Here is a 23,533-nt window from a genome sequence, read left to right on the forward strand (position 1 = left end):
TGATGGATGTGGGCAGCCACAAGGGACTGCCCCTACAGGGAAAATCCCTTCAACCCAACTGACAATACTATCAAACTCACGCTACTTTAGTATTATACACAGTTACGGACAGCAAGTCAAATTAAACTCCAGAGGCATCTATGGTAATTTTAGAGATTCTCGGTTATTAGAACCTAACCCAGGAGCGTATTAAAAAACAGCTTAAACGTCCCACGGGTTTGTGCCCGGAACTGCGGTCGAAATCCGTAAAGGATGACACGTCCGGCACCATATTGCGCCGAGACCATAGCTGCTTGTTCCGCGAGATGCTCCTCGCCGATAAGCCAACCGCTTTGTAAGATAGCCCTTTCTGGATATTGAACAATAAGTTCGTATCTTTCGCTGAAGCGTGAGTGTTGAATCTTGAATGCGGGGCTATCCCAGAACAGTATGAGCGTTTCATCAGGCATGCCGTATCCGAGCGGGTGATTTGTGTCAACAACCGCTTTCAATGTCGAGCCGGGACAAAAGAACGACTTCGACGACTTCCCTTTAAGGGTATTGCTGACCTGCAAATCCAATTTCTCAATCGCAAACTCACACGCCTCGTTAAGGGCAAGTAGCGTTCCTCCTTCTTCGACGAACTGCTTAATCGCTTTGACACCTTCCTTACCAATGCCGCTTCGATAGGATGGCGGAACGTCAAACTCCTTCGATTCATCTTTGTCAACTTCGTCCTTTTCCGCTTTGCCGACGATCCTGTTGGTTGCGTCACTGGGGAGTATGAAAACGTCAAGTTCCTGGTTCAGATCGCCGCCCGTGATGTCGTCGTCTTTCAACGTCTGATAGGGGAATCCGAACTGCTCAAGGACCAATCGCGTCCAACCTTCATCCATATTACCGCCGTGGTATCGCTGGTACATACCGATGCGCAATTGTTGGACATCATGCCAGGGGACCGAGAGTTCCTGTTCCAAGGCATGGAACGTGACCCCGGAATCGAGCGTGAGTCCCTCAAGTGCATCTTTCGATTCAGCGAGGACTCCAAACGCCCCGGGCGGAAATTGCGTATCACCAACTTCGACGGTCTCATCAACCCGTATGACTGGGATGTTCCGCGCCAGCAAGTGGTTGACGAGCCTGTAGCTTTCGTTGAGTCGCCCATCAAAGATATAGCCAAATTCTGATTCGCCAACCAACTGTCCAGTGGGCTGTTCGGGCGCTGTAATCAGATCGAAAACAGCGTCATCGCACACAAAAGCGTCGACAGGTTCGACATTCACACCCATAAACTCCGCGATTGTGTCTGTCGCCGTATCATACGGGCGATTTGGCACGCCATCCGGGGTGCGTGTCCAAGCATCATCAGGGAAAAAGGTCTGTCCGAGCAAGGTTTTAATGACCGCCATTTTCGGTTGATTGAGGAAAATGGCGTATGTCCCCGCTGGATAGGTTACATCATTGGCGGTAAAGGCTTGCGTTGTTTTCTGGATGTCAATGCCTTGGGCGAGTAGTTTATTAATCAGATCCACAACAGTCAAGGCATCATGCTGTATCGGACGAATGAGATATGCGCTCGGGGAACCCGCCGCGCCCCGGGCTGTCTGTCGCTTCGCTTTCAGATATGCGTTCGATAGGATGGTATCCTTGTGCCGTGCGGCTAAATCGAGCAATCCCCACGCTGCGATCTTCTGTTGGTCGACGATGTCGCGTAATCGCCACCACCCGCCCATCCACGGATGCGGAAAATTGGTTTGCGGTTTATAATGCGGAAACGCTCTGAGTCGGTCCCCTTGGGCTTGTAATTGCCCTTTGTGGATATATAAGGGTGTCGCCAACTTTGTGTGCGCTGATTCGGTCAAGATGCTGGCGATGTTGTGATAATTTCCCATCCAGTGGAAGCCGAGGTGACTCCACGCTGGGAATTGTGCGGCATTCAGGACGCCTGTCTTCCCTGCTTCCTCGAGTCTGTATGCCATGTGCGCCCCGTACCAACTCATTTCCCGCCAGACGAGTGGATCGGCGTGGGGGTGAATCGGTTCACAATAAGGAGCGACATACAGGCGTGCCCCGTAACTCCCCATCTCGTGGTGGTCTTGGAACACTTGTGGGTGCCACTCCTGAAATAGAATTCGTGCGACATATTGCGATTCGACCAGATTCAACATAAAGGCGTCACGATTGTTGTCGTGCCCGGCATATTTATGATAAAGCCACGGCAGCGCACAGCCCTCGTATTCGGTATCGAGATATTCGTTGTACCACTCCGTTGTGATCATCAGCCCGTCTGGGTTCAGGCAGGGAAACATCAGGAAAACCACGTTATCGAGAATACGTTGGGTTTCCGCATCCGTTCGGGTTATCAGGTCGTAGGTGAGTTCCGAAGCCATCTGTGTGCTTCCGATCTCCGTGGCGTGAATACCCATTGACTGACAGATTACTACCTTTCCGTCGCTAATCAAGGACTTCACCGCGTCCTCCGAGAGTCCACGAGGGTCGCTTATTTGGGCATTGACCGCTTGTTGATGTGCTAAATTCGCCAGATTTTGCGGGGATGAGATGTAGGCTAACAGAAACGGGTTCCCCTCTGTGGAGGGACCCATATCAACGACTTGCAGGCAGTCGCTCTCCTGCTCTAATAGCCGCAAGTACGCAACGATCTCGTCCCAAGGGGCGATCTTACGGTCAGAACCGAGTTGGAATCCAAAGAATGCTTCGGGGGATGTCACTTGATTGTTCATCATGTTCCCTCTTTCGATGGTTGGTGTTTGAAAATGCTTGCCTCCAGATTGTATCATGATTGCTTGAAAAACTGAACAGAAATTCTAATAGAACCCAGAGCCATTTAGTTTTCGCAAGAATCGGGGTTACAAACCCCTCCCACAAAAATGGTTCGTGATAATTGAATGGCTCTGTAATAGAACTTACACCATTTCTAAAAGTTTATATTGCATTAACCGCACCTGAGTGCCCAGCCTAACAGGCTATGCTACAAGAAAGCACATACTAAAAGTTTATGCTACAATTTCAATCAGAAATGGTATCATAATCACACCTACAGCAAAAATGTCCCCTTAAATATAGAATTTTACTATAATATGTCAAAAAAGTTCTCCACTGCTTGAAATACTTGACAATTCTGTAAAAAACTTTTAGAATCTCGCGTATTAGCCTTCAGCGAAAGGAAAAACTTGTGAATTTACACAAACGGGAATATGGGACTGTCGCTGGACCACACCCTCGCACAGCGCAAGCGGGGTTTGAAATGCTCCTTGCGGGTGGAAACGCCGTTGATGCAGCTGTTGCGGCAGCGTTTGCGGAAGGGGTTGTAGAGCCTTCGCACAACGGTATCGCGGGCTACGGAGGTTGTGTTCTTATCTATCGCAAGAAAACGCAAGATGTCATCGCCATAGACTACAACACTGCAGCACCGGCTGCTGCTTCTGAGACTATGTTTACGATTGAAGACGCACCAGATGCAGTTGCGGGGTACCGGGTGCCGGGACGCGTAAACGTCCACGGGCCTTTGTCTATAGGTATACCGGGGGTCGTCGCAGGCTTATGCTTAACTTTAGAGGATTTCGGGAGCCTGCCACTCACGGATGTCCTCCGACCCGCCATCAATTCCGCGCGTTACGGCTATGCTCCGAACACTGCAAACCGTGGTGGGATAGCAGGAAATGCCGAACGCTGGAAACAGGACTTCCCCGAAACGGCACGTGTCTTTCTCAAAAATGGCAGACCGCCGAAGAAAGGGGAAACACTCACCAACCCCGAACTCGCCCGAACCTTGGAGGCGGTCGCTGAAGGCGGGCACGCCGCATTCTATGAAGGTTCAATCGCCGAAACGATCGCAAACTACATTCAGGAATTAGGCGGATGCCTCACCGTGGATGACCTCAAGAACTACCGCCCTCTCATTACACACCCTTATAAAATTCAGTATCGAGACTACTCGGTCTATACGGCACCGCTCGGAGCAGGTGGACTGACCACTTTACAGATGCTCCGATTGGCGGAGGAATTTGATGTAGCAGGGATGTCCGTCTCTGAAAGGTTTCATCTATTCGCTGAAGCCATGAAAGTCTGCTGGCCCGAAAGACTTCGTCGATTCGGTGACCCAAATTTCGTTGATATAGATATCGAAACGGAACTCTCCGATAGTTTCACGGCTACACTCAGCGAAAAACTGAAGGCTGGACTTGAATCGCCGCAACCGGGAGAGGTTGTCTATCATGAACCGATGAACTGCACGAGTCATATCTCGACTGCGGATGCACACGGGAATATGGTATCCCTTACACAAACGCACGGCGGTGGATTCGGTTCAATGGTGACAGTGCCAGGAACAGGGCTCCTCTTCGGACACGGTGTCGGACGTTTCGATCCGCGACCGGGGATTGCGAACTCAGTGGGACCGGGTAAACGTCCACTTCACAATATGGCTCCGTGTCTCGCCACGCGGGATGGCAAACCTTTCGCCACCTACGGTATTCCGGGCGGTAGAACTATCCCGAACAACCAACTTAACATCAGCGTCGGTCTTATAGACTTACAAGTCTCAATGCAGCAGGCACTGGATGCACCACGGTTCCACTCCGATGGTGCCGAACCGATCCAAGTCGAACCTCGCGCCGGTGAAGAGGTGCTCGCAGCATTACGAGAACTCGGACACGAAGTTACCCCAAGTGCTGGCATCGGAGGTCCAGGACACGGTGTTCGCGTCTCGGACGATGGAACATACCACGACGGGGGCACCGACCCGCGCGGTGAAGGTAAAGTAATGGCGAAATAACAGGAGAATCTGGCAATGGCTTTCCTTAAGGATGCACTCGCTGGACGACATATAATTATTTCCGGCGGGTGCGGAGCGATCGGACTTGGAATCGTCAAAAAATTAATGGCGCACGGTGCAAATGTAACGGTGAACGATCTCCTACTGGATCAACAGGCAGCAGATCGATTCAGTCAGATTGGCATTGACATATCGAAAATAAACTATGTTAAAGCGGACCTGACAGACACTGATGAAACCGATATGCTGGTAGATACTGCTCGTGAACGGTTTGGACCTATCCACGTCGCTTTGTGCCATATTGGTATGGTGATTCCGAAACCGTTGTTGGAATACAAAGCAGAAGAGTGGGATGAGACAATGGCAGTCAATGTGCGGACAGCGTTTTTATTGGGGAGTGCCGCATCCCGTTCAATGCTCGAAGACGGCATTAAAGGACAACTTATTTTTACGACATCTTGGGTCGCTGATGTGCCGTGGCCTGAGATTGGACCGTATAACGCAAGCAAGGCTGCAATGAAGCAGTTAATGCGTTCCTTTGCCCGGGAACTCGCCGACAAAGGAATTCGCGCCAACGCAGTCGCCCCCGGGATCGTCAGCGTTGGACTTGCGAAACAACAGTGGGATACGGATCCAACCTATCGTGCTCGTGCGCAGAAAGCGATTCCGCTTGGCGTTATGCAACCGCTTGATTCGGTGGCAGACGCCTTTCTATTTTTGTGCAGCACGGCTGCAGATTATATGACTGGAACAGTGCTACTTGTAGACGGTGGATGTAGTCTGTATCCAATGGATGATGCCTAATTCCGCTAAGGATAGGCAATACAAATTTCGTGTGGTTTAGTAAGCAGGTTTCGGTGGCAGACGGTTCACTCTATGTTGAACCGACAGCAGATAACCGAAACTTTTCAGAAATAACGACATAAATCGGAAAATTCAGCAGTGTTTTCCTATGCAATTTCAACCTCGTGCTTCATAAAAGGCACGAAAAGACGGAGACATTATGTCACAATTTGTAAAAGCCGCGACAACCGCCCAGATTGAACCCGGTAAATGTATCGGTGTAAAAGTCGATGGTGTTTTCATCGGCATCTACAATGTGAAAGGCGAGTATTACGCCATGAACAACATCTGCCCACACCTCGGTGGGGTTTTGAGTTACGGCTTTTTAGATAACAACTGTGTTACCTGCCCACTCCACATGTGGGAATTTGATGTGACGACAGGTGAGTGTGTGTGGCCCGGTGAGGAGAAACTACCCACCTATCCTGTCAAAGTGGAGGGTGAAGATATCCTCGTGAATGTGGAGACACCTCTCCAAGCAAGTTAGCACTTATTCTGATAGAACGGCGCGGTCATCCGATCGCGCCCGTTAAAAAGAAGGAGAAAGCTTATGGCATATCTGATCACCGGTGGCATGGGGTGCATCGGTACTTACGTCATCCGCGACCTATTGACCTCCGGTGAAAAGGTAGTCGTTTACGATTTTGCTTACGACCTGACGATTCCCAAAATGGTACTCACGGATGAACACCTTGACGGGTTCACTTTTGTGCAGGGTGACATTACCGATCTACCACACATCTTGCGCACCCTCCAAGAACATGAAATTGATCGGATCATCCATCTCGCCTCGTGGCAAGTGCCAGCGTGCAATGCGAATCCACCAGAGGCACTAAAGGTGGTTTGCGAGGGGACGATTAACATATTGGAAGCGGCGCGTATTTTCAACCTCAAACGGGTTGTATGGGCAAGCAGCGTTGCCGTCTTCGGGGCACCAGAGGATTACAACCACGAACAGATTCTCAACGACGCGCCACACTATCCGAAGTTTATCTATGGCGCATGCAAATCGCTCAACGAAAGATACGCGATGCACTATTTCGATGCCTACGGTGTGGATTCAATCGGACTTCGGTTTACTGCGGTCTACGGGGTCGGTAGGACCCGCGGCATGAGTTCATTCACGACGCAAATGATCGAAGCAGTGGCATTAGGTAAACCACATGTCTGTCCGTTTGGTGATGATGCAGTGGATTGGCAGTATGTAGAGGATGTTTCTCGTTCGATTGTTGTCTCTTGCACCTGTCCAACAACGCAGACACGCGTTTTCAATGTGAAGGGCGGTATCCGACCGGTCACAGACGGTGTGTCATACCTCAAGACCTTAGTGCCAGATGCACAGATTACGTTGGAGCCAGGGATATTTGGAATCTCGTGGGACTACGACGCAACGCCTATCGCTGAAGAGATGGGCTTTACGCCTGACTACACGATGGAACAAGGAATCCTGAAAACGTTCAATCGCTTCCGAGAGCGTGCGGGGTTGGCACAGATATAGTTGATAGGGGGCAGAGCGCACTCCGTCTATTAGAAACAGGACTTACGCAATTTTGAGTATTGACCGCGTCCTGAAAGAGAGCGCGTCTAAAAAACGCAGACGGGTTCTTGACACAACCTAACAGGTTATGCTACAAAAGAGCAACATGCGTAAGTTCTAAGAGAATGAAAGATAATGTTGTCCAACCTTCAACCTAATAGTACTTTTTCATCTGTGCCCACGTAACAGCTAACTTCCCGCGGGCATCAACAGACAGTACCTGTTCCCACGGGATATTTTTTCCTCTGGAATCGGCTTGATGTATATCATCAAAGTTCGGGTGTCCCCATCCGCCGCTATTGTTATCTACAACAACAATTTGGGCGGTCTTGCCTTGGAATTCGGAGACATCCCACTCTACCCGCGCCATTGTTTCGGTAGCCTTCCCTGTTGCTGTGAGAACGACTTTTCCGTTAATCTCAAGGTTCACACAACATGGAGCGGGATCATCCTTCCACGGATGATTGCCACCACCGATGAGGAAATTCATCGTCTTTCCGATAATCGTGAACTCGATCGAGGTGAGGGTGCCTTGGGGTCCATCTCCTTGGGTTGCCCCTGGATTCTGTCCAAGTTTTTTCCCTTTATCTGGACCTTGGTACTTTTCGTATAACCCTAACCACCAATCGCCTTGATGTTCAGAGGGCTGACCGCGGTTTCGCGCTGTTGGGTTATCTCCCCAAGTTGGCTGGAAATCGAATGCCTCTCCGTCTGTCTCCCAATCCGTGAGGTCGCCTGTCTCGAAATCGTTGTTAAACGCTCGTGCGGAGGCGATGTTAACGGGTAGAACCAAGAGTATCAGGAGGACGGAGGGCATCATAAGCGAGAAATACATTTTTTTCATGAGATGCGTCTCCTTCTGCTTGTGAAAAGTTGTGCGCCTGGGCATTCAGGCAGCAATTTGTAAACACACGTCTGAAAGTCGAACAACATCATCGCTTCTCATGATACACTCTTGTGAAAATAATGTCAAGAAAATTGTGAATTCCAGAAGCCTCTACCTCTGTTATACGTTTCAGCATCATGAAAATATGTCCGATAGAATTTGAACAATTCCCCCTAATATGAACATGACACCAACAAATAAAGCACACTTTGCAAGGAACTCCTCAACCGAAGTAGAGGCTAATTTTCTGATGATAAGACGTGCCCAGACGGATAACGCACAACCATCCAAAAGAAACTCCGCTCCTTCTTCCCAGTCTGTAACTTCGCGTGTCACCCCGAACACGAGTGCTTCTCTTATCGCAAGAGCATCAGCAGTGAACGCATATCCAGCCGCAGCAGCAACGAAAACTGCACTTATAAACAAGGAACGGGTTACGGGAGATATGTGCAGAACAACGAAAAGCCATACCAAAATTGCCAGATTCTCAAAAGCTGAAGGTAACCACTGGATCCATTCCTCCTGACTGACAGTTGGAAAATTGGGGAACTGACGCTCCAATATGTTAGCCAACCCTAATGCCCCTATACCACACCCCAAGGCAAACATAATACCACAAGCAATAGATACGGAAACAGTCACGCGCGGAATACCGAGTGGCATTACTCCTGAAGCAGCAACGATAACACCAGTACAAATCAATAGGAGTGCGCTGTCGCTATCCGAAGGAACTGCCATAGTCCCAAAAATCAACGGATTTACCAGTATTGTTTTCCATGTTACTTGTGAGGTATTTGCAGTTTTGCCAAACATTATCCGTCTCCTCCAAATTGGGGTCGTCGGAAACCGCACCTACCTTGACCAGGGAACAGCGATAGACTTATAATAGGTCGACAAGTTGCCTCGCGAAAATCAATCCAATGACACAGACGATCGCTGTTAAAGTCCGCCTTTCGCTTTTGAAGGCGCGTGTCCAAGAAAAATCATGGCGAGATGGGTAGGGATACGGAGGAAATTGAGGAATAAAGCGGGGTACTCGTTCTCGGTATGTCTGATAGACCTGACCACAGGATTCCATCAGACACGACTCCTCCACGACAATAATCGGTAGGTATTGCAAGAGATAGCCAACCATTAACACTGCCACGAGCCAATACACATTCGCGACAAAACAGACGCCAAGACTGAGCAGGAAATTACCGATATAGAGCGGATTTCGGACGTAACGATAGGGACCTGTTGTGACGAGATCACGCGCTGCACCGAGCGTTCTGGCACGGGTGGATGCTCCGGCATATCCGACTGCCCATATCCTGAGAAATTCACCTGTAGCAATGAACAATGCCCCAATGACTACGGTGTACCAGACAGGTTCAGCAAAATAGCAGAGAGCGAGGATAAAGGGAATCGGCGTGAAACTACGGATCTTGAAAAAGAGGTTGCCAATTTTTCTAATTTTCCTTGCGGTTCGGTGAAGTAGGTTTGAACTTTTATATCCCTCTCCGTATATCCGCCCTCCATGTTCCTACATTTTATTTCGGTGTGCGCCAGATCATGACACCGCCAACAACAGCATAGAGGATGTTCGCTCCCCAACATGCGAGAAACGGATGGAGTTTGCCACTTTCACTCAATCCTTCAAGCGTTGCGAAAGAGAGTGCCCAATAGATAAAAGAGAGGAAGAAAGCCATCACCAAACCCGCGAAGAAACCTGCTCTCCCAAAACGGATAGCGATAGGCGCGCCAAGCATAACAACAACGACAGCTGCGAACGGATACGCCGTTTTGTGATACAACTTTACCTGCTCCTTACGCGAAATCTGTCCGGCTTCCTGTTTATAGGCAATCTGTTGGCGAAGTTCTTCAATTGTCATCGCCCTGGTATCCTTTTCACTCCCGATAAAACGGGTAGGATCCTCATGCCGCGCTATCGCATGTGTATCGAAAGCTTCATAACCAACCTCGATCCCTTTTTCAAAGTGGCGAATGTATCCGTCCGTTAAGTGCCATTGGGTAGATGTCCACTCCGCTGACTCCGCGAACGTTACGCGAGCGAGTTTCCCCTCAGTATCATGTTCATAGATAGTGAGTTGTTGGATTTTACGTGCGTCCAAAGCAATCCGCTGTGAGTAAAAGATACGGTCGCCTTTACCTTTGAAGACGATGTTCCTGCCGCGGCGCGGTCTAACGTTATTTTGCAAGAGATGCGCTTCATGAAAGGCAGGTGCTGCGACCCGGTTATAAAACAGCGCGAAGAGTCCACAAATAACGAGTGTTACAATCAAAATAGGAACGAGGAGCCGGTAAACACTCAGCCCCCCCGCCTTCATAGCAGTGAATTCACTGGTTTGGACCATCCTACCGAGCACAAAAAAGATAGCGACAAATGCGGCAACGGGGACGACCTCCATAATCCGCCGTGGTGCTTGGTAGAGAACGATTTTAACAGCCGTTATATAAGCGACATCATCATCAAATTTTTTGATGTCCTTATCCAGCAGACGCACGATAATAATCAGTGCGATAAAAAACAGAAGCCCGACAAAAAAGGCTTTCAGGTATTCGCGAAGCAGGTATCGATCTAAAATATTCAATTTTTAATTAGACCTTGCGGATGAGTCATGGCATCTGTGAATGTATCGGTTATGATTCGACTTTCCTATTGACGACAAGCGGGAGTTTACTGTCTCGGGCGCGCCACGTCCGCAGCGTCCCCTCGCCTATCACACGGATACTCAGAAAAACACCGAACGCACCAATTGCTATATTGGGTAGCCACATGGCAAGGGCAGGAGATATCATGCCGTTCAAACCAGCACTTTGACCGATTTGAAGCAGTAAGTAGTAAACCAAGATAACGGTTAAGCCGACACCAAACCCAATCATCTTACCGCCCTGTCTGACCATCAACCCAAGCGGCACGCCCATTAATCCGAATGCTAAACACGCGAAAGGGATAGAAAACTTTTTGTGATACTCAACCTCCGCCAAACGGAGTCTCCTACCGGTGTAGTCAGGATTTTGACTGGTTGGGACGGCGGCTTCCAATTTATTGATGAACCCCTTGAGTTGGGCAATTGTCATTGATCGTGGTGTCTGGTTTTGTAGGGTCCCACGCTCCAGATCCTCGGTCAACTGCAGTGCGAGTTGTTGCTGCTGGAACTTTGTGATACGAAATCCATCTGAATTATCGGTTGTGGGTTCGTATGTAAGTCCATCGTAAAGCGTGAGCACGGCTCTGCCATTTTCATAACTGAGGGTGCCCTCTTGGGCGTGGCTGAAGCGAGGGCGTCCAGTCCAGATACCATCCCATATTTTGACCTCCAGCATACGACCACTCTTGGCATCCGTGGATTCGTACATCCACAGTTTGCCTTCTCTCTCCAACTCCTTCATAACGGTGGCTTCTTCCAAAACGAACGTTGGATTGTGCCTTTGAATGTCGCGTTTGAGTGTCGCGTAAGCGAGATTTGCCCTTGGTAGTGCGTAGTCCATCAATCCGAGATCAATGATACTCAGCACCACTGCCATGCCTAAAAGCGGAAGCATGAGATGATGGAAAGCGACGCCGTGTGCTTTCATCGCGATGATTTCATTATCGGTAGAGAGTCTTCCGAGCGAAAGTAAAATTGCGACCAAAGCCGCCATGGGAAGAGATAACACAACCGTCGCTGGCATCACATAAATGATCAACTCAACAAGGTAAACCGGACTTATCCCCTTCTGCACAAAGAGCTTCGTTAATCGAAAAAGATCATCGAAGATAAGGATAAGGGTAAAACAGATAAGTGCGATGATGAACGGTGGAATAAATTCTTTAAGTATATACCGCGCTAATATTCTCATATCTTTATGGCTTTCAGCCATCGGGTTTCAGCCGTCAGTAAAGAGGTTTCTGGTGAAGTGAAATTCTCTTGCTGATTGCTGATGGCTATCTTTCTGACTGCTGACCGTTTTTTTATGAGTTGATTTGTGTCGGAAAAACCTTCATAATTTAATACGTTAGTAGGAGCGTGCCCTGTTTTTAATTTGATATTTCGGTATGAAAGATGTTATCATACCACCATGGAACTTACGCTTGAATCCATTCAACTCACAACAGATGACTTCGCGGACGTAGCCGCGCGTCATACTTCTGCCCAAGAAATCTATTCTCCAACAGCCCCAAGACAACCGACTGCGCAACTCGGTTGGCGCGACAGATGGTGGTTAAACCACACAGCAGCACAGCAAGTTGTCATCAATTACTGGTTTTTCGAGTCACACGATGAAGCACGCGTAGCCGCTGATGAAGGCAGATTTCGGCTCTCAGCACAGACCGTCCCGAAATTAGGTGGACGCGATTCTATCTATCAACCGCCACCGAATGACAAACATGGACTGGGTGATGTGGTGTGGCAGGCTGGAGCGAATTTTCTGTTCGTTGAAGAGACTATCGTCGTGCTGGTCGCCGAAATAGGAGGGCAGATTCCCGAGGAAACAACCCTCCAGATCGCCAAAAAGATTTCCAAAAAAATTCAGGTCGCGCTGCGGTCAAAACGGTAACCGGATAACCGTAGCCTATAACGTAGTGGAGGGGTTTTTGCGAATCAACACGGAATGCGCGTGTGGCATTCCGCGGGGTGTTTCTTCAGGTTTAAGAAAAGTGCGCGATAGTCTTACCCGACGCCGTTCCCCCGCAAGGTAAAATTAGTAGTCTTGATACCACGTTTCGGATTGTTTGGCAATTTGCACGTTTTCCACACCGCCAAACTGGCGATGCTCAAACCACGGTAACGCGTTTTCCGCTGCAGCGTTTGCGTTCCTGAAGTTCATCGTTGCCTCGTTCTCTAAGAACTGCTGAACTGCTCCAGTGTCAGGATAATATTGGACAGCATCTTTCCAGATGGCTCTTCCGCAGAGGAAACCACTTGCCCCAGCACCGGTTGCAAGGTCAACGTTCTCAATGAATTCCTCAATATCCACGCCGGCACTCAAAATGACCCACGGCAGTGTCGAGGCTTCATCTAACTTTTGGCAGATTTCTTTGACTTCAGCGAGTCCATACGCTGACTCCCCTGCATAAAAACTGGCGTCTCTATAATCTGCGGTATATTTCAGATCAGCAGGAAATTCTAACTTGAGAATGTCAACTTTGTAACTGGGATCGATGAACTCTTCAACGCTCCGAATCACAAGGTCGGGTTTCTGTTTGGCGAAGGCGACACTCTTTGTCGTGCCTTCAAGCGCATAACTGACTAATTCTAATAAAAACGGCAAATCCTGCTTTTCGCATTCGTCCCCGACATGCCGCACAAAGGCGTGCTGGTGTTCGAGGGTATCAGCAGAGGCATCAGGGTGGTAATAGGCGAGGAGTTTAATGGCATCTGCCCCGGCACGCTGTGCCTTGGCGATGCTCCAGTTTGCAATCGGATTGGAGAGACGTTCGTTCTCAGCAACGCCTTCGCTGACATAACCCGATTCTTCATAGGCTAACAGCAATGCGACATCCCGTGGAATCTCGGTAATAGAGTAGGGGTGTCCGTAAATTGGGTCGGTCAGAACCGCTGTTGAATTTGGAGAAAGGATTCGCGTAATGAGAGTTTTCAGAGCTGCAACATCTTCGTATTGGACTTCAGTATTGTCCTTGTTAAGCGCATCTGCGAGTGCCTGTACCATGGAACCCCGCTGGTCAATCGCCATCATTTTAAAGCGACCATTCGCATCAGCGAGTTTCATGATACCCCGCAATTTACCAGAGGAAATATCGTTCATTTACTTCTCCTTTTTTGGTGGCTGTCGGCTATCAGCCTTCAGCGATCAGTTCTAAGAGGTTTTCGTTTAACACAGGTTTCCTCCTGTTACCGACTGCTGATTGCTGACTTCTGAAGACTATTTAATATTCACGTTCAACGAAAAAACGGATTAGAGAGAAAAACAACTGCTTTGCCCGTCCATCAGGGAGATGGGCAAAATTGTTCTGAAACCGTCCAGCGGCTTCTTGCAAGAGTGCTTGAGACCGCTGTTGGGCATAAGCAATAGATTTATATTTTTGCATTAAGTGGAGCACGCTCTCGACTTCAGCCTCGGTTTTCTCATCACGAGGACGCGCCATGATGTCAATTACATGTCGGGCTTCAGCCGAACTGCAAGCATTAATAAGATGAATAAGAACGAGGGTCCGCTTGCCTTCACTAATATCCCCAGCAATCTCTTTTCCATACCTACCGACGTCACCGATTAGGTTCAGAACATCGTCCTGAATTTGAAAGGCGATGCCGATTTCTTTGCCGAGTTCTACGAGTCCATCTATTTCTGTTTCACTTGCGTCACCGATGATTGCGCCAACTCGACACGGTGTGATACAGGTATACCATGCGGTTTTCTGTATGCACATCGTTAAGTAGTCATCTTCATCGAGATCCCAGCGGTTATCGTTAACCCAACTCAATTCAATGTGCTGTCCTTCAACGACTTGGTTGCTAAGTTGTATGAATTCAGATAAAATGCGGAAGGCGAGTTGATGTCCGAGGATCTCAGTGTTTCGGTGAAGCATCTCCCACATCTTGCAATGGAGAGCGTCCCCAACGTTGATAGCCATAGGGATCCCGTGTTTTTGATGGAGACACGGTTCGCCTCTTCGAAGTTCGGAACCATCTTCAATATCGTCGTGAATCAGGAGCCAATTCTGGAGGAGTTCAAGTGAGGCAGCAGTGTTAACGGCGCGCTGTGTATCTCCGCCGAACGCCTCACACATGAGCATGCAGAGCGCGGGACGCAACCCCTTCGCGGCGCGGCGCGGGTAGTCTAACATCATTTGGTACAACTGATGGACATCCGGGTGCTTGTGTGTAGTCGGGAGAAAGTCAAAAATACAGGCATCAACCTTACTTTTGACATCGCTGAGGTATGTTGCGACAAGATGCTTTGTTGGTGAAGGTTCTTGTGCAGTTTTCTGCATGTGTTTCCTTATGTTTTTCGCCATCTTTTTATCTCACTCAGCCCTCCCATGATTTCGCTGGGTCTCTGAGCACGAACATCAAGTTTTATCGAGCATTGGTTCGCAAGTTTTGCTTTAAAATTATAACACATTGAGGGGTGAAAATCAAATTTTTGTTGGACAGAATGTGTAAAATATTTGCCGATTGTCTGAATCAGGATTTACAGGATTAGAGAATTTTCAGGAGGGTAGAACTGAATAGCTCAGTCACACAGGATCCGTAGGTCCACTTTTGTTTTCCCTCTTAGACGCTACAATTCATCTAAATCGAGTGCGATGAATCGGTATCCCAAGGGTTTTATTCGATCGACTAAGGTTTCTCGCAATTGGAGGGCACGCGTAAATTGTGCTTCCGAGACCTGTATCCGTAAAACAGGTGCATGGTCAAAGAGTGAAACGTCTTCAAGCTCGAATTCGCTCAGGATCTGTTTGACCTCTACCAATGCAGCGGAACTTTCGGCTTGCACCGTGTGGGGATCTTTTTGCATTTTAGGACTGTCGCCTCCAGTCACTCCCTGCCATGAATCCACCATCAACGAAAACCATTTGCCCGGTAACAAAGTCAGCGGCGTTAGAAGCGAAGAAAATTGTTAAGCCTGCGAGGTCTTCAGGTTCGCCCCATCGCTCGGCAGGGGTACGATTGAGAATCCATCGGTTTCGGCTGTCCTCTTGTGCGGGGGCAGTCATCTCGGTTCGGATGAAGCCGGGCGCGATGCCGTTGACCTGAATGTTGTGTTCCGCCCATTCTACGGCGAGGAGTTTTGTCAATTGGAGGAGTCCCCCCTTCGCCGCTGTATAGGCGACACTCGTCGGGAGTCCGATCGCTGAGGTGAGCGATAACGTGTTGATGACCTTCCCCGACTTTTGTCGCTGCATGACGTCACCACAGGCTTTTGCGAGAAAAAACGCACCCTTCAGATTAACATCCGTAACGAAGTCCCAATCCGCCTCGGTAAATTCCAATGCGGGGTTGCGTATATTGACCCCAGCGTTGTTAACGAGAACATCAAGTCGCCCCAAAGTCTCGACAGTCTGTGCGACGAGTGCGTCAATTTCTGCAAGATTGCTGACATCCGCCTGAATAGGGAGGACATTTCTACCGGTTTCACCGGCAATGCGTTCAGCGACGGGGGTCAATGTTTCTATCTCCCGACCGACAACGACGAGATCTGAACCTGCACCCGCAAGTCCTTCTGCCATCGCGAGTCCAATACCGCGACTCGCCCCAGTGACGAGGCTTACCTTACCGTCCAATCGAAATTGTCCAACGATCCCTGTAGCAGATTTTTGATTCATGTTTTACTCCAATTCGTGTTATACCAATTAAGCAGGTTTATTGGGTCCAATCCTACTTGTTATCTGTGGCGAGAATCGTATCGGGTTTGATTCCCTCTGGCGGTGCAACCGGAGCATCCACACCTACACGCGCTGGACGCAAGTCTTCGCTCTCCAAGGATTCAATTGAAAGGCGACATCCAAGCGCGGTAAGAATAGTTACGAGTCTATCAACGCGCGGCGCAGCCTCACATGAAAGCACTTCCAAGAGTGTTTGTGGATCCGTTTCAGTTCTTTTGGCAAGTTCCGATATCCCGCCTTTAGCGTCTATAACTGCTCGGAGTGCGCTTCCCAACGCAGCAGGGTCTCCGTATATTTGGTAATCCGCTAATACTGCTTGAAGGAATCCAACGGTAGCCTCGTGGTCGTCAGTAAGCTCTTCGATGAGAACATCACGCCATTTTCTTAATTTTCTCATGTGTGTACCTCTTTGTATTCTTGCCAATAGGTTTTTGCCCGTTGAATATCTTGTGCCTGCGATGACTTGTCGCCACCGCAGAGCAAAAGCACGATAGTGTTATCTACCTCGGCAAAATAAACACGATACCCTGCTCCGACATGGATACGCAGTTCAAAAACACCATCACCAACAGAACGGTAATCCCCGAAATTCCCCTGCTCAAGATAGATAAATCTTGACCGGATACTACTTTGTGCCCTTGTATCCCGAATGGTTTTGAACCATTGAGTAAAAGGTTCTCTGCCATTTGGAGCCTTATAGAATTGCAGTTCTCGTGGGCGTGTGCTACGCATTAATCGGTCAGTCCATCCTGTTCTGCGAATTCAAACAATTGCCCACCGTCAATAGCCTTTATTTTCCCACCATATTCCTCAGCAAGAGAGACAAGGAGTTCGGCACCATGTGAGCGTTTCAAATCAATCTCAAGTGCTACCACGTAGATAACAGCGTTGTTACGGTTATGTTCACGCACAATATCAAGAATTTTCTGTGTGTTTGTCTCAATATAGACACCCGCTCCCTCATCTACCTGGGGCAAACCGTCTGTTATCAAAACAACAACAGTCGGTTCAAACGTTAAGGCGGCTTTAATAGCGGAGAGAATGTTCGTGTCCACATTGCCCTGTATACTTCTCGGTGTGAATCTGTCAAGATACTTCAAGACCCGTTTTATGTTCGCGGGGTTCGCGGGTAGCATTTCCTCGCTCATAGGTTTCGCTGTGTTGGAAAACGCGACAATGTTCAGTGTGTCATTGTTCCCTAACATCATTACGGAATCTTTGAGAGCGTCTATTGCCAGTGGTAATTTTTTCATTCCAGCAGCCTGCATACTTGCGGTTATATCAAGACAGTAGACGACATCTTTGGGACCTCCGAATTCGTCGAGGAAATCAATGACACCGAGTCGATCCGATGCGCCGTCCTTTCCTCCACCACCGAGAAGTCCACCGTCGGAGCCGTCTTGTCCACCGCCACGGAATCTGCCCATCCCGTCGCCGCGTGCTCGGACCCTATTGGTAACAATACCGCGTCCATCAGTGCGCCCGGGTTGTGCGATAAGTCTGCTGAGATTTGAGGCTTCCGCATCCCGTAATTGTGCGTCCGTCATCACATCTGGAATAATCTCACTCACTGGTGCCTTGTTGACCTCTACATCTTTGAGAACAACACGTGGACTGAGTTTCATGACCTCATCTATCTCATTCCGAGCGGCTTCAATTTTTTTCTCCATCGCGTCTCTGGCGAGTTCCTCGTTCGGATTAAACATCTTCTTCGTGAGCGGTGGTTTCGGTTTCGGTTTCCGTTTTCTGGGTGCATCAGCATCGTTAATCAAGTCAACAGCGAGGGCATCCGCCTGTTCTTGGCTGAGTTGATTGATTGGGAGAAACAGGTAGGTAATCGCGATAATCATGTGCAGAATAAGCGATAATAAAATAACAGAGCGCGTGCGGTTTTTACGTCGTCGTGCATCAATGCCCCAGTTTAGCAAATGATTTAACATGATAAAGTCCTCCGCGTTTCGTTTCTTTTTTACAGCATATTTTGTAATTATAGGTTAGCAAGCAACATATTTTGGGTTTTTGAATGCCTACGTTACTGAGGTGTCTTGCTGATTTTCAAAAGCTTGGATCCATGTTCTGCCTTCAGATGTCAGTTCATAATAGGTGTGATTCCGGTGCTTAATCCATTTCCCTTTGACGATATTTTTTCGATAGTGGATGATCCGCCCTTCAACCCGTTTCAAACCGCCCAGATCTCTCAATTTGCGATGCCGTTGGTGCGTCTCTTCAAGCGGAATTCTCAAGGTTTCAGCGACAACGATAGAGTAGTCCATTCCCAATTCTTGATGGTGTTTGAGTATAAAGTAATCGGTTTCATCAAGATCAGCGAGCTCAGGGGGCAATGCAACGGAATCCGTCGGAGTCTCGGTTGTCCGAATTTCATCCCACGCGACTGCCAATAACCGCTCTGATCGTAGGTTTTGCACTGCATTACAGGCGGCGTGATGAACAGTTATCGTGCTGTCTTCCTTGAAGTAACCAGTGATTGCGTCTCCTTCTTGAGGGGTACAGCACTTCGCAATTTTGTAGGTGAGTTCAACTGCCATATCTTTTCACCATTACAACACCATATACTAACTCAAGTTCCACCTTTCTTCGTTATGTGAAGTGTCCGGACCCCTGCCGGTATGAAGTTGGGTTTCGCTGCGTTCTTGAGTGGATATGCCAATAGGTCGGATTTCACGGGTATTTGGCACATTCACATCTCTGTTTTCTGTTCCGCTCTACCCAACCTACGGGACCCTGAAAACCCTAAATTGACCCCTATGGAGCCTGTCAAGTAGCAACTTGGGTTATATGAGTATCTCAATCCCGTCCCAATGCCCGATACCCGATGTCTTTCCGATAATGTGCATCGTCAAACTGAATAGCAGAAACGCCTTGATATGCGCGTTGAATGGCATCGTGTAATCTGCCAGCAACAGCAGTGACACCCAACACTCTACCACCAGCTGTGACGATGTTCTCGCCATTCTGCTCCGTTCCTGCGTGAAAGACCGTAACGCCTTCAATTGCATTCGCATCTTCAAGCCCCGTGATAACTTTCCCTGTTTGATATGGGTCTGGATACCCTCCAGAAGCCATAGCAACGCACGCCGCTGCTTCGTTATGCCATTGCACGTCAGCGTGCTGTTCAAGTGTCCCATCAATACAAGCGATTAGCAAAGGGATTAAATCACTTTTGAGGCGAGGAAAAAGAACTTGTGCTTCGGGGTCTCCAAAACGGCAGTTGAATTCTATCACTTTCGGACCGGTCTCCGTAATCATCAATCCGACGTATAGGACACCTTTGAAGGGTCTTCTGATAGCCGCCATACCCTTGACGGTAGGGTAGACAATGCGTTGCATTACATCGTCGTGCAATTCTGGTGTAATTACTGGTGCGGGGGAGTATGCTCCCATCCCTCCGGTATTCTTGCCAGTATCACCATCGTGTGACATCTTGTGGTCCTGAGAACTGACGAAAGGTAGGCAGTAAGTGCCGTCGGTAAGCACGGTGAAGGATGCTTCCTCGCCGATGAGTTCCTCTTCGATGACGACACTATCGCCAGCCGCTCCGAACGTCCTATCAACCAGAATCGTTGTGACGGCTTGCAACGCCTCTTTGAAGGTACGTCCGGGGATAACGCCCTTTCCAGCAGCGAGTCCATTTGCCTTGACGAAAACAGGTGCATTGCGATCTTCGATATACGCCATCGCTGTTTCGGCATCCGTAAACGTCTGGTGTTCCGCTGTCGGGATTCCGTTTTTTACCATCAGTTGCTTGGCGAAATCTTTACTTGCTTCCAAGCGAGCTGCGCGTTTATCGGGACCAAATGCCTTCAGCCCGCGTTCACTGAACACATCAACGATCCCATCAGCCAAGGGTGCTTCGGGTCCGACAATGGTTAAGGCGATGTTTTCAGATACCGCCCAATCTGCCAAGTCAGTGAACCGCTCTGGCATCGAGATAGATTCTGAGATTTGCGCGATGCCAGCATTACTGGGCGTGCAATAGATTTTTTCGACGAGTGGACTCTGTGCAAGCTTCCAAACGAGCGCATGTTCGCGCCCGCCCTGCCCCACAACCAGAATTTTCATGCTACTCCATATCCTTTTTGACTGTATTATACCAGAATGTGTTCGGAAAATCAAGAATATCCAGTTAATTTGGACAGCGTCAACCGCCTTTATCAGGGGAATAGGTGTCGGGAATCGGAGTTCCCTCCTACAGGCACCACCCCGTCAATCCCCTTATCAGGGGACTTTAAGAAGCAGTGGATAAGTCCTAATCATAATTTGACAAACCGCGCTTGACCTGCTATACTAATCGCTGTTTGACTTACGGCGTAGATACACTGTATCGGAGCACAATCTATGACGATAGGAGAATTATTTTATGCGTTATCTGCGAGGTATTATTACATGGATTGATTCATTGGAATCCGGCAGACAATTTCGGAGTTGGGCTGCAATTTCCCTCAAAATCCTCGCGGTGGCTATTCTTGTAGGTATTAGTGTGTGGGGTATTGTGATCTGCGTTGATACGATAGGGGCAAGCAACGATTCGGGATTGACTTCACGGATTCTTGTCATCGTTGGATCAATCTTGGAGGTTTGCATCGTCATCATCATTGCTACAATCCTCGCTATGTTGTTTTGGAACAGATCCAATAATATTAGAACACTTGATAATGACCCGAAATTCATTTTAATATCTATTACGGTTATTATGATCCAACTGGCGGGCGAAATAAGTTTCCTTGGATTCATTGGAGCTGGTGTTCAATCGTTTGTGGCTTCAATTTTCGGATCTGGGCTCCCGAAACTATTAACTTTTTTGCTGCATGACCGTGGGTTACTGGGTACTTTACCGCAAGACCTTGGAGAAACCCCAAATCTTATCTTAGGTGTGATTTTGTTTGTAATCTCCGTTTTCTTTGGGGCAGTGCTCTTAATTGCTGCCTATTTCATAGCGGAAGAGGTTAATGTATTTGCAAATATAGCGGAGAGTCTCAATAACATAGAAACGAAGTTGGTGGATGAGGAACCTGCTTCAGATAGTTGACATACTCCCCTCGCTAAAGCGTGGGATCCTAACAGTAGATTGACAACGGAGGAATAGATAATGGCTGAACAACATCACGAACTCGCCCATGTTTTTACTGAGGCTTCGCAGCGTGTCAACGATGCCCGCGGTGGCACTTCACGCGACCTGAACACCCCCTATACTTTTCCCGGCTATACCGAAGCGGAATGGACTGAAAAAGCCGAAGCCTTACGTCAGCAGATTCGCGTTGCTAACGGCTTAATTCCGACACACGAACCGACCCCTTTAAATGCCGAGATATTCGGAAAAATCGAGCGGGAAGATTACAGCATCGAAAAAGTCCATTTTGAACCCTTTCCCGGCTTCTTCACAACAGGAAACCTGTACCGTCCGCTTGGAAAACAGGGACCCTTTCCTGGGATTATAAGCCCACACGGACATTGGAGTCGTGGTAGGCTTGAGAGTATCGAGCGCGGTTCAATCCCCGGACGCTGTATCAACTTCGCGAAACAGGGTTACGTCATTTTTGCCTACGATATGCTCGGTCATAACGACAGCGGCAAACAGATAGAACACGGTTACGGCGGCGCGCATGAAGGACTGTGGGGACTCAGCGCGATGGGACTTCAACTCCAGAACAGTATCAGTTCCATCGATTTTTTAGAGAGTCTGCCAGACGTGGATAATGAACGTATTGGATGTACTGGGGCATCAGGCGGTGGGACACAAACCTTTATATTGACGGCGGTTGATGAACGTATTAAGGTCTCTGCACCTGTCAATATGATCTCAGCGACGATGCAAGGCGGATGCATCTGTGAAAATGCTCCAAACCTCCGTTTAGATGTCAGTAATATTGAGATCGGTGCGCTGATGGCACCGCGTCCGCTCCTGCTTGTGTCGGCGACAGGTGACTGGACGGTAAAAACACCCACGGTTGAATATCCTGCCATCCGCAGTATCTATGCACACTTCGATGCAGAGGACAAAGTGCATCAGGTTCAGGTAGACGCAGAGCATAACTACAACAAAGAAAGCCGTGAAGCGGTCTACGCATGGTTCGCCAAATGGTTTCTGGAAGCCGAGGATACTTCGGCGTTTAAAGAGGTGACATTTGAAGTTGAACCAGATGCGGCACTGCTGGTTTTCTCGGAACGCGATCTACCACCGCACACCATGAAACAAGACGAGTTTTTACCGGCTTGGGTGAACAGGTCTCAACAAGCGATCGAAAAATTGAAGCCGACGAACGAAACAGAACTCCAAACATTTCGCGAAGAAATGGGGAGTGCGTTAGAACATGCTCTCGGGTTAAACATTCCAAAAAGCACAGATGTAACGCTTATTGAACCGGAAGGCGCGTTTCCGACAACTTACCATACAAATTTATCGTCGAGACACCTTGTCATCGGTAGAAAGGGTATGGGGGACGCGATCCCGGCACTTCTATTTAGCCCAGAACCCCAAGTCGGACACGATCCGGTAACGCTGATTGTTCATCCAGAGGGTAAGGAGAAGTTAATCAATTCGGAGACAGGCGAACCTTCTTCACTCATCACGGATTTACTCAGTGCTGACCAGAAAGTTCTAATCATTGATGTTTTTGGGACGGGTGAGCATAGCGACTATGAGAGATCGGAAGATACGAACTACTTCACCACTTATAACCGAACAACGGCGGCGTTACGCGTGCAAGATATTGTAACGGCACTGCGCTGCTTCACAAACAGAGGCGATATTTCAGAGGTGAATCTGATCGGGATAGGTGAAGCAGGATTGTGGAGCTTGCTGGCGGCAGCATTTACGGAGGTCAAAAACGTTGTTGTGGATGCGGCACAATACACATCCAATAATGATGCGGCTTTCTTGGAAACTTTACCGATACCGAGCATCCGTCGAGTCGGAGATCTTCGGACAGCTGGCACCCTCGTCGCACCGCGACCACTGACTATCCATAATACGGGTGACGTATTTGATACAGGATGGATCGCTGAGGTATATGAAAATCTCGGGGCAGGTCAGGACTTAATTGTCGAGAAAGGCCAGATGTCTGATGAAGAGATTATCACACAGGTAATTGGATAGACTTTGCGACATGGGCAGGCACAAGACCTGCCCCTACAAAATGT

Annotated in this window: 23 protein-coding genes; 8 read left to right on the forward strand and 15 right to left on the reverse strand. The window is 48.7% G+C overall.

Annotated features, from left to right (window positions below):
- Window positions 1-193 (forward strand): hypothetical protein (locus J4G07_12550; GenBank protein MCE2414824.1); only part of this gene is annotated, 193 nt, incomplete at its 5' end.
- On the opposite strand, the gene J4G07_12555 is transcribed toward J4G07_12550, so the two are convergent.
- Window positions 174-2,723: a peptidase M14 family protein gene (locus J4G07_12555; protein ID MCE2414825.1), complete on the reverse strand. Its 2,550-nt coding sequence runs from the start codon at window positions 2,721-2,723 to the stop codon at window positions 174-176. The genes J4G07_12550 and J4G07_12555 overlap by 20 nt on opposite strands.
- A 449-nt stretch (window positions 2,724-3,172) precedes the next feature.
- Here J4G07_12555 and ggt point away from each other — a divergent pair, with 449 nt between their 5' ends.
- The 4 genes from ggt (at window position 3,173) to J4G07_12575 (ending at window position 7,115) form a co-directional block, all read left to right on the forward strand.
- Window positions 3,173-4,774: a gamma-glutamyltransferase gene (gene ggt / locus J4G07_12560; protein ID MCE2414826.1), complete on the forward strand. Its 1,602-nt coding sequence runs from the start codon at window positions 3,173-3,175 to the stop codon at window positions 4,772-4,774.
- 15 nt (window positions 4,775-4,789) lie between these two features.
- On the forward strand, window positions 4,790-5,578 hold the full coding sequence (locus J4G07_12565; GenBank protein ID MCE2414827.1) for an SDR family oxidoreductase: 789 nt from the start codon (window positions 4,790-4,792) through the stop codon (window positions 5,576-5,578).
- Window positions 5,579-5,777: 199 nt separating this feature from the next.
- On the forward strand, window positions 5,778-6,104 hold the full coding sequence (locus J4G07_12570) for a Rieske (2Fe-2S) protein (protein ID MCE2414828.1): 327 nt from the start codon (window positions 5,778-5,780) through the stop codon (window positions 6,102-6,104).
- Window positions 6,105-6,167: 63 nt separating this feature from the next.
- Window positions 6,168-7,115 carry an NAD(P)-dependent oxidoreductase gene (locus tag J4G07_12575; protein ID MCE2414829.1) on the forward strand — a complete coding sequence of 316 codons (948 nt, stop codon included), beginning with the start codon at window positions 6,168-6,170 and terminating at the stop codon, window positions 7,113-7,115.
- 193 nt (window positions 7,116-7,308) lie between these two features.
- On the opposite strand, the gene J4G07_12580 is transcribed toward J4G07_12575, so the two are convergent.
- The 5 genes from J4G07_12580 to J4G07_12600 all read right to left on the reverse strand — a co-directional run bounded on the left by J4G07_12580 (window position 7,309) and on the right by J4G07_12600 (window position 11,886).
- On the reverse strand, window positions 7,309-7,998 hold the full coding sequence (locus J4G07_12580) for a hypothetical protein (protein ID MCE2414830.1): 690 nt from the start codon (window positions 7,996-7,998) through the stop codon (window positions 7,309-7,311).
- A gap of 177 nt (window positions 7,999-8,175) precedes the next feature.
- Complete coding sequence (locus tag J4G07_12585; GenBank protein MCE2414831.1) at window positions 8,176-8,853, reverse strand: hypothetical protein; 678 nt, start codon at window positions 8,851-8,853, stop codon at window positions 8,176-8,178.
- 67 nt (window positions 8,854-8,920) lie between these two features.
- A complete protein-coding gene (locus J4G07_12590; protein MCE2414832.1) occupies window positions 8,921-9,382 on the reverse strand; it encodes an isoprenylcysteine carboxylmethyltransferase family protein in 462 nt (153 codons plus the stop codon).
- Between the two features lie 190 nt (window positions 9,383-9,572).
- A complete protein-coding gene (locus J4G07_12595; protein MCE2414833.1) occupies window positions 9,573-10,634 on the reverse strand; it encodes an LptF/LptG family permease in 1,062 nt (353 codons plus the stop codon).
- A 49-nt stretch (window positions 10,635-10,683) separates the two neighbouring features.
- Window positions 10,684-11,886 carry an LptF/LptG family permease gene (locus J4G07_12600; protein MCE2414834.1) on the reverse strand — a complete coding sequence of 401 codons (1,203 nt, stop codon included), beginning with the start codon at window positions 11,884-11,886 and terminating at the stop codon, window positions 10,684-10,686.
- Window positions 11,887-12,105: 219 nt separating this feature from the next.
- Here J4G07_12600 and J4G07_12605 point away from each other — a divergent pair, with 219 nt between their 5' ends.
- Window positions 12,106-12,585, forward strand: a complete 480-nt coding sequence (locus tag J4G07_12605; protein MCE2414835.1) for a hypothetical protein — start codon at window positions 12,106-12,108, stop codon at window positions 12,583-12,585.
- Window positions 12,586-12,729: 144 nt separating this feature from the next.
- Here the strand turns inward: J4G07_12605 and J4G07_12610 are convergent, their stop codons facing one another.
- The 9 genes from J4G07_12610 to purD all read right to left on the reverse strand — a co-directional run bounded on the left by J4G07_12610 (window position 12,730) and on the right by purD (window position 20,455).
- Window positions 12,730-13,794 carry a tagatose 1,6-diphosphate aldolase gene (locus J4G07_12610; GenBank protein MCE2414836.1) on the reverse strand — a complete coding sequence of 355 codons (1,065 nt, stop codon included), beginning with the start codon at window positions 13,792-13,794 and terminating at the stop codon, window positions 12,730-12,732.
- A 121-nt stretch (window positions 13,795-13,915) separates the two neighbouring features.
- Complete coding sequence (locus J4G07_12615) at window positions 13,916-14,980, reverse strand: polyprenyl synthetase family protein (protein MCE2414837.1); 1,065 nt, start codon at window positions 14,978-14,980, stop codon at window positions 13,916-13,918.
- A gap of 290 nt (window positions 14,981-15,270) precedes the next feature.
- Window positions 15,271-15,507 carry a hypothetical protein gene (locus tag J4G07_12620; protein ID MCE2414838.1) on the reverse strand — a complete coding sequence of 79 codons (237 nt, stop codon included), beginning with the start codon at window positions 15,505-15,507 and terminating at the stop codon, window positions 15,271-15,273.
- Window position 15,508: 1 nt separating this feature from the next.
- A complete protein-coding gene (locus J4G07_12625; GenBank protein ID MCE2414839.1) occupies window positions 15,509-16,291 on the reverse strand; it encodes a glucose 1-dehydrogenase in 783 nt (260 codons plus the stop codon).
- Window positions 16,292-16,367: 76 nt separating this feature from the next.
- Window positions 16,368-16,772 carry a hypothetical protein gene (locus tag J4G07_12630; GenBank protein MCE2414840.1) on the reverse strand — a complete coding sequence of 135 codons (405 nt, stop codon included), beginning with the start codon at window positions 16,770-16,772 and terminating at the stop codon, window positions 16,368-16,370.
- Window positions 16,769-17,107 (reverse strand): type II toxin-antitoxin system RelE/ParE family toxin, encoded by a 339-nt coding sequence (locus J4G07_12635; GenBank protein ID MCE2414841.1) that lies wholly within the window; start codon window positions 17,105-17,107, stop codon window positions 16,769-16,771. Before J4G07_12635 ends, J4G07_12630 begins: the two co-directional genes overlap by 4 nt.
- The gene (locus J4G07_12640; GenBank protein MCE2414842.1) at window positions 17,107-18,315 is read right to left on the reverse strand and encodes a VWA domain-containing protein; all 1,209 of its coding nucleotides are present in this window, start codon (window positions 18,313-18,315) and stop codon (window positions 17,107-17,109) included. The genes J4G07_12635 and J4G07_12640 overlap by 1 nt, the downstream gene beginning before the upstream one ends.
- 87 nt (window positions 18,316-18,402) lie before the next feature.
- Complete coding sequence (locus J4G07_12645; GenBank protein MCE2414843.1) at window positions 18,403-18,921, reverse strand: DUF2250 domain-containing protein; 519 nt, start codon at window positions 18,919-18,921, stop codon at window positions 18,403-18,405.
- A 259-nt stretch (window positions 18,922-19,180) separates the two neighbouring features.
- Window positions 19,181-20,455: a phosphoribosylamine--glycine ligase gene (gene purD, locus J4G07_12650; protein ID MCE2414844.1), complete on the reverse strand. Its 1,275-nt coding sequence runs from the start codon at window positions 20,453-20,455 to the stop codon at window positions 19,181-19,183.
- A 298-nt stretch (window positions 20,456-20,753) separates the two neighbouring features.
- On the opposite strand from purD, the gene J4G07_12655 reads away from it, so the two are divergent.
- Window positions 20,754-21,422, forward strand: a complete 669-nt coding sequence (locus J4G07_12655; GenBank protein MCE2414845.1) for a hypothetical protein — start codon at window positions 20,754-20,756, stop codon at window positions 21,420-21,422.
- Between the two features lie 60 nt (window positions 21,423-21,482).
- Window positions 21,483-23,489, forward strand: a complete 2,007-nt coding sequence (locus J4G07_12660) for an acetylxylan esterase (GenBank protein ID MCE2414846.1) — start codon at window positions 21,483-21,485, stop codon at window positions 23,487-23,489.
- Window positions 23,490-23,533: the final 44 nt, after the last annotated feature.

This window comes from Candidatus Poribacteria bacterium, assembly GCA_021295715.1.
In the GTDB taxonomy this organism is placed as follows: domain Bacteria; phylum Poribacteria; class WGA-4E; order WGA-4E; family WGA-3G; genus WGA-3G.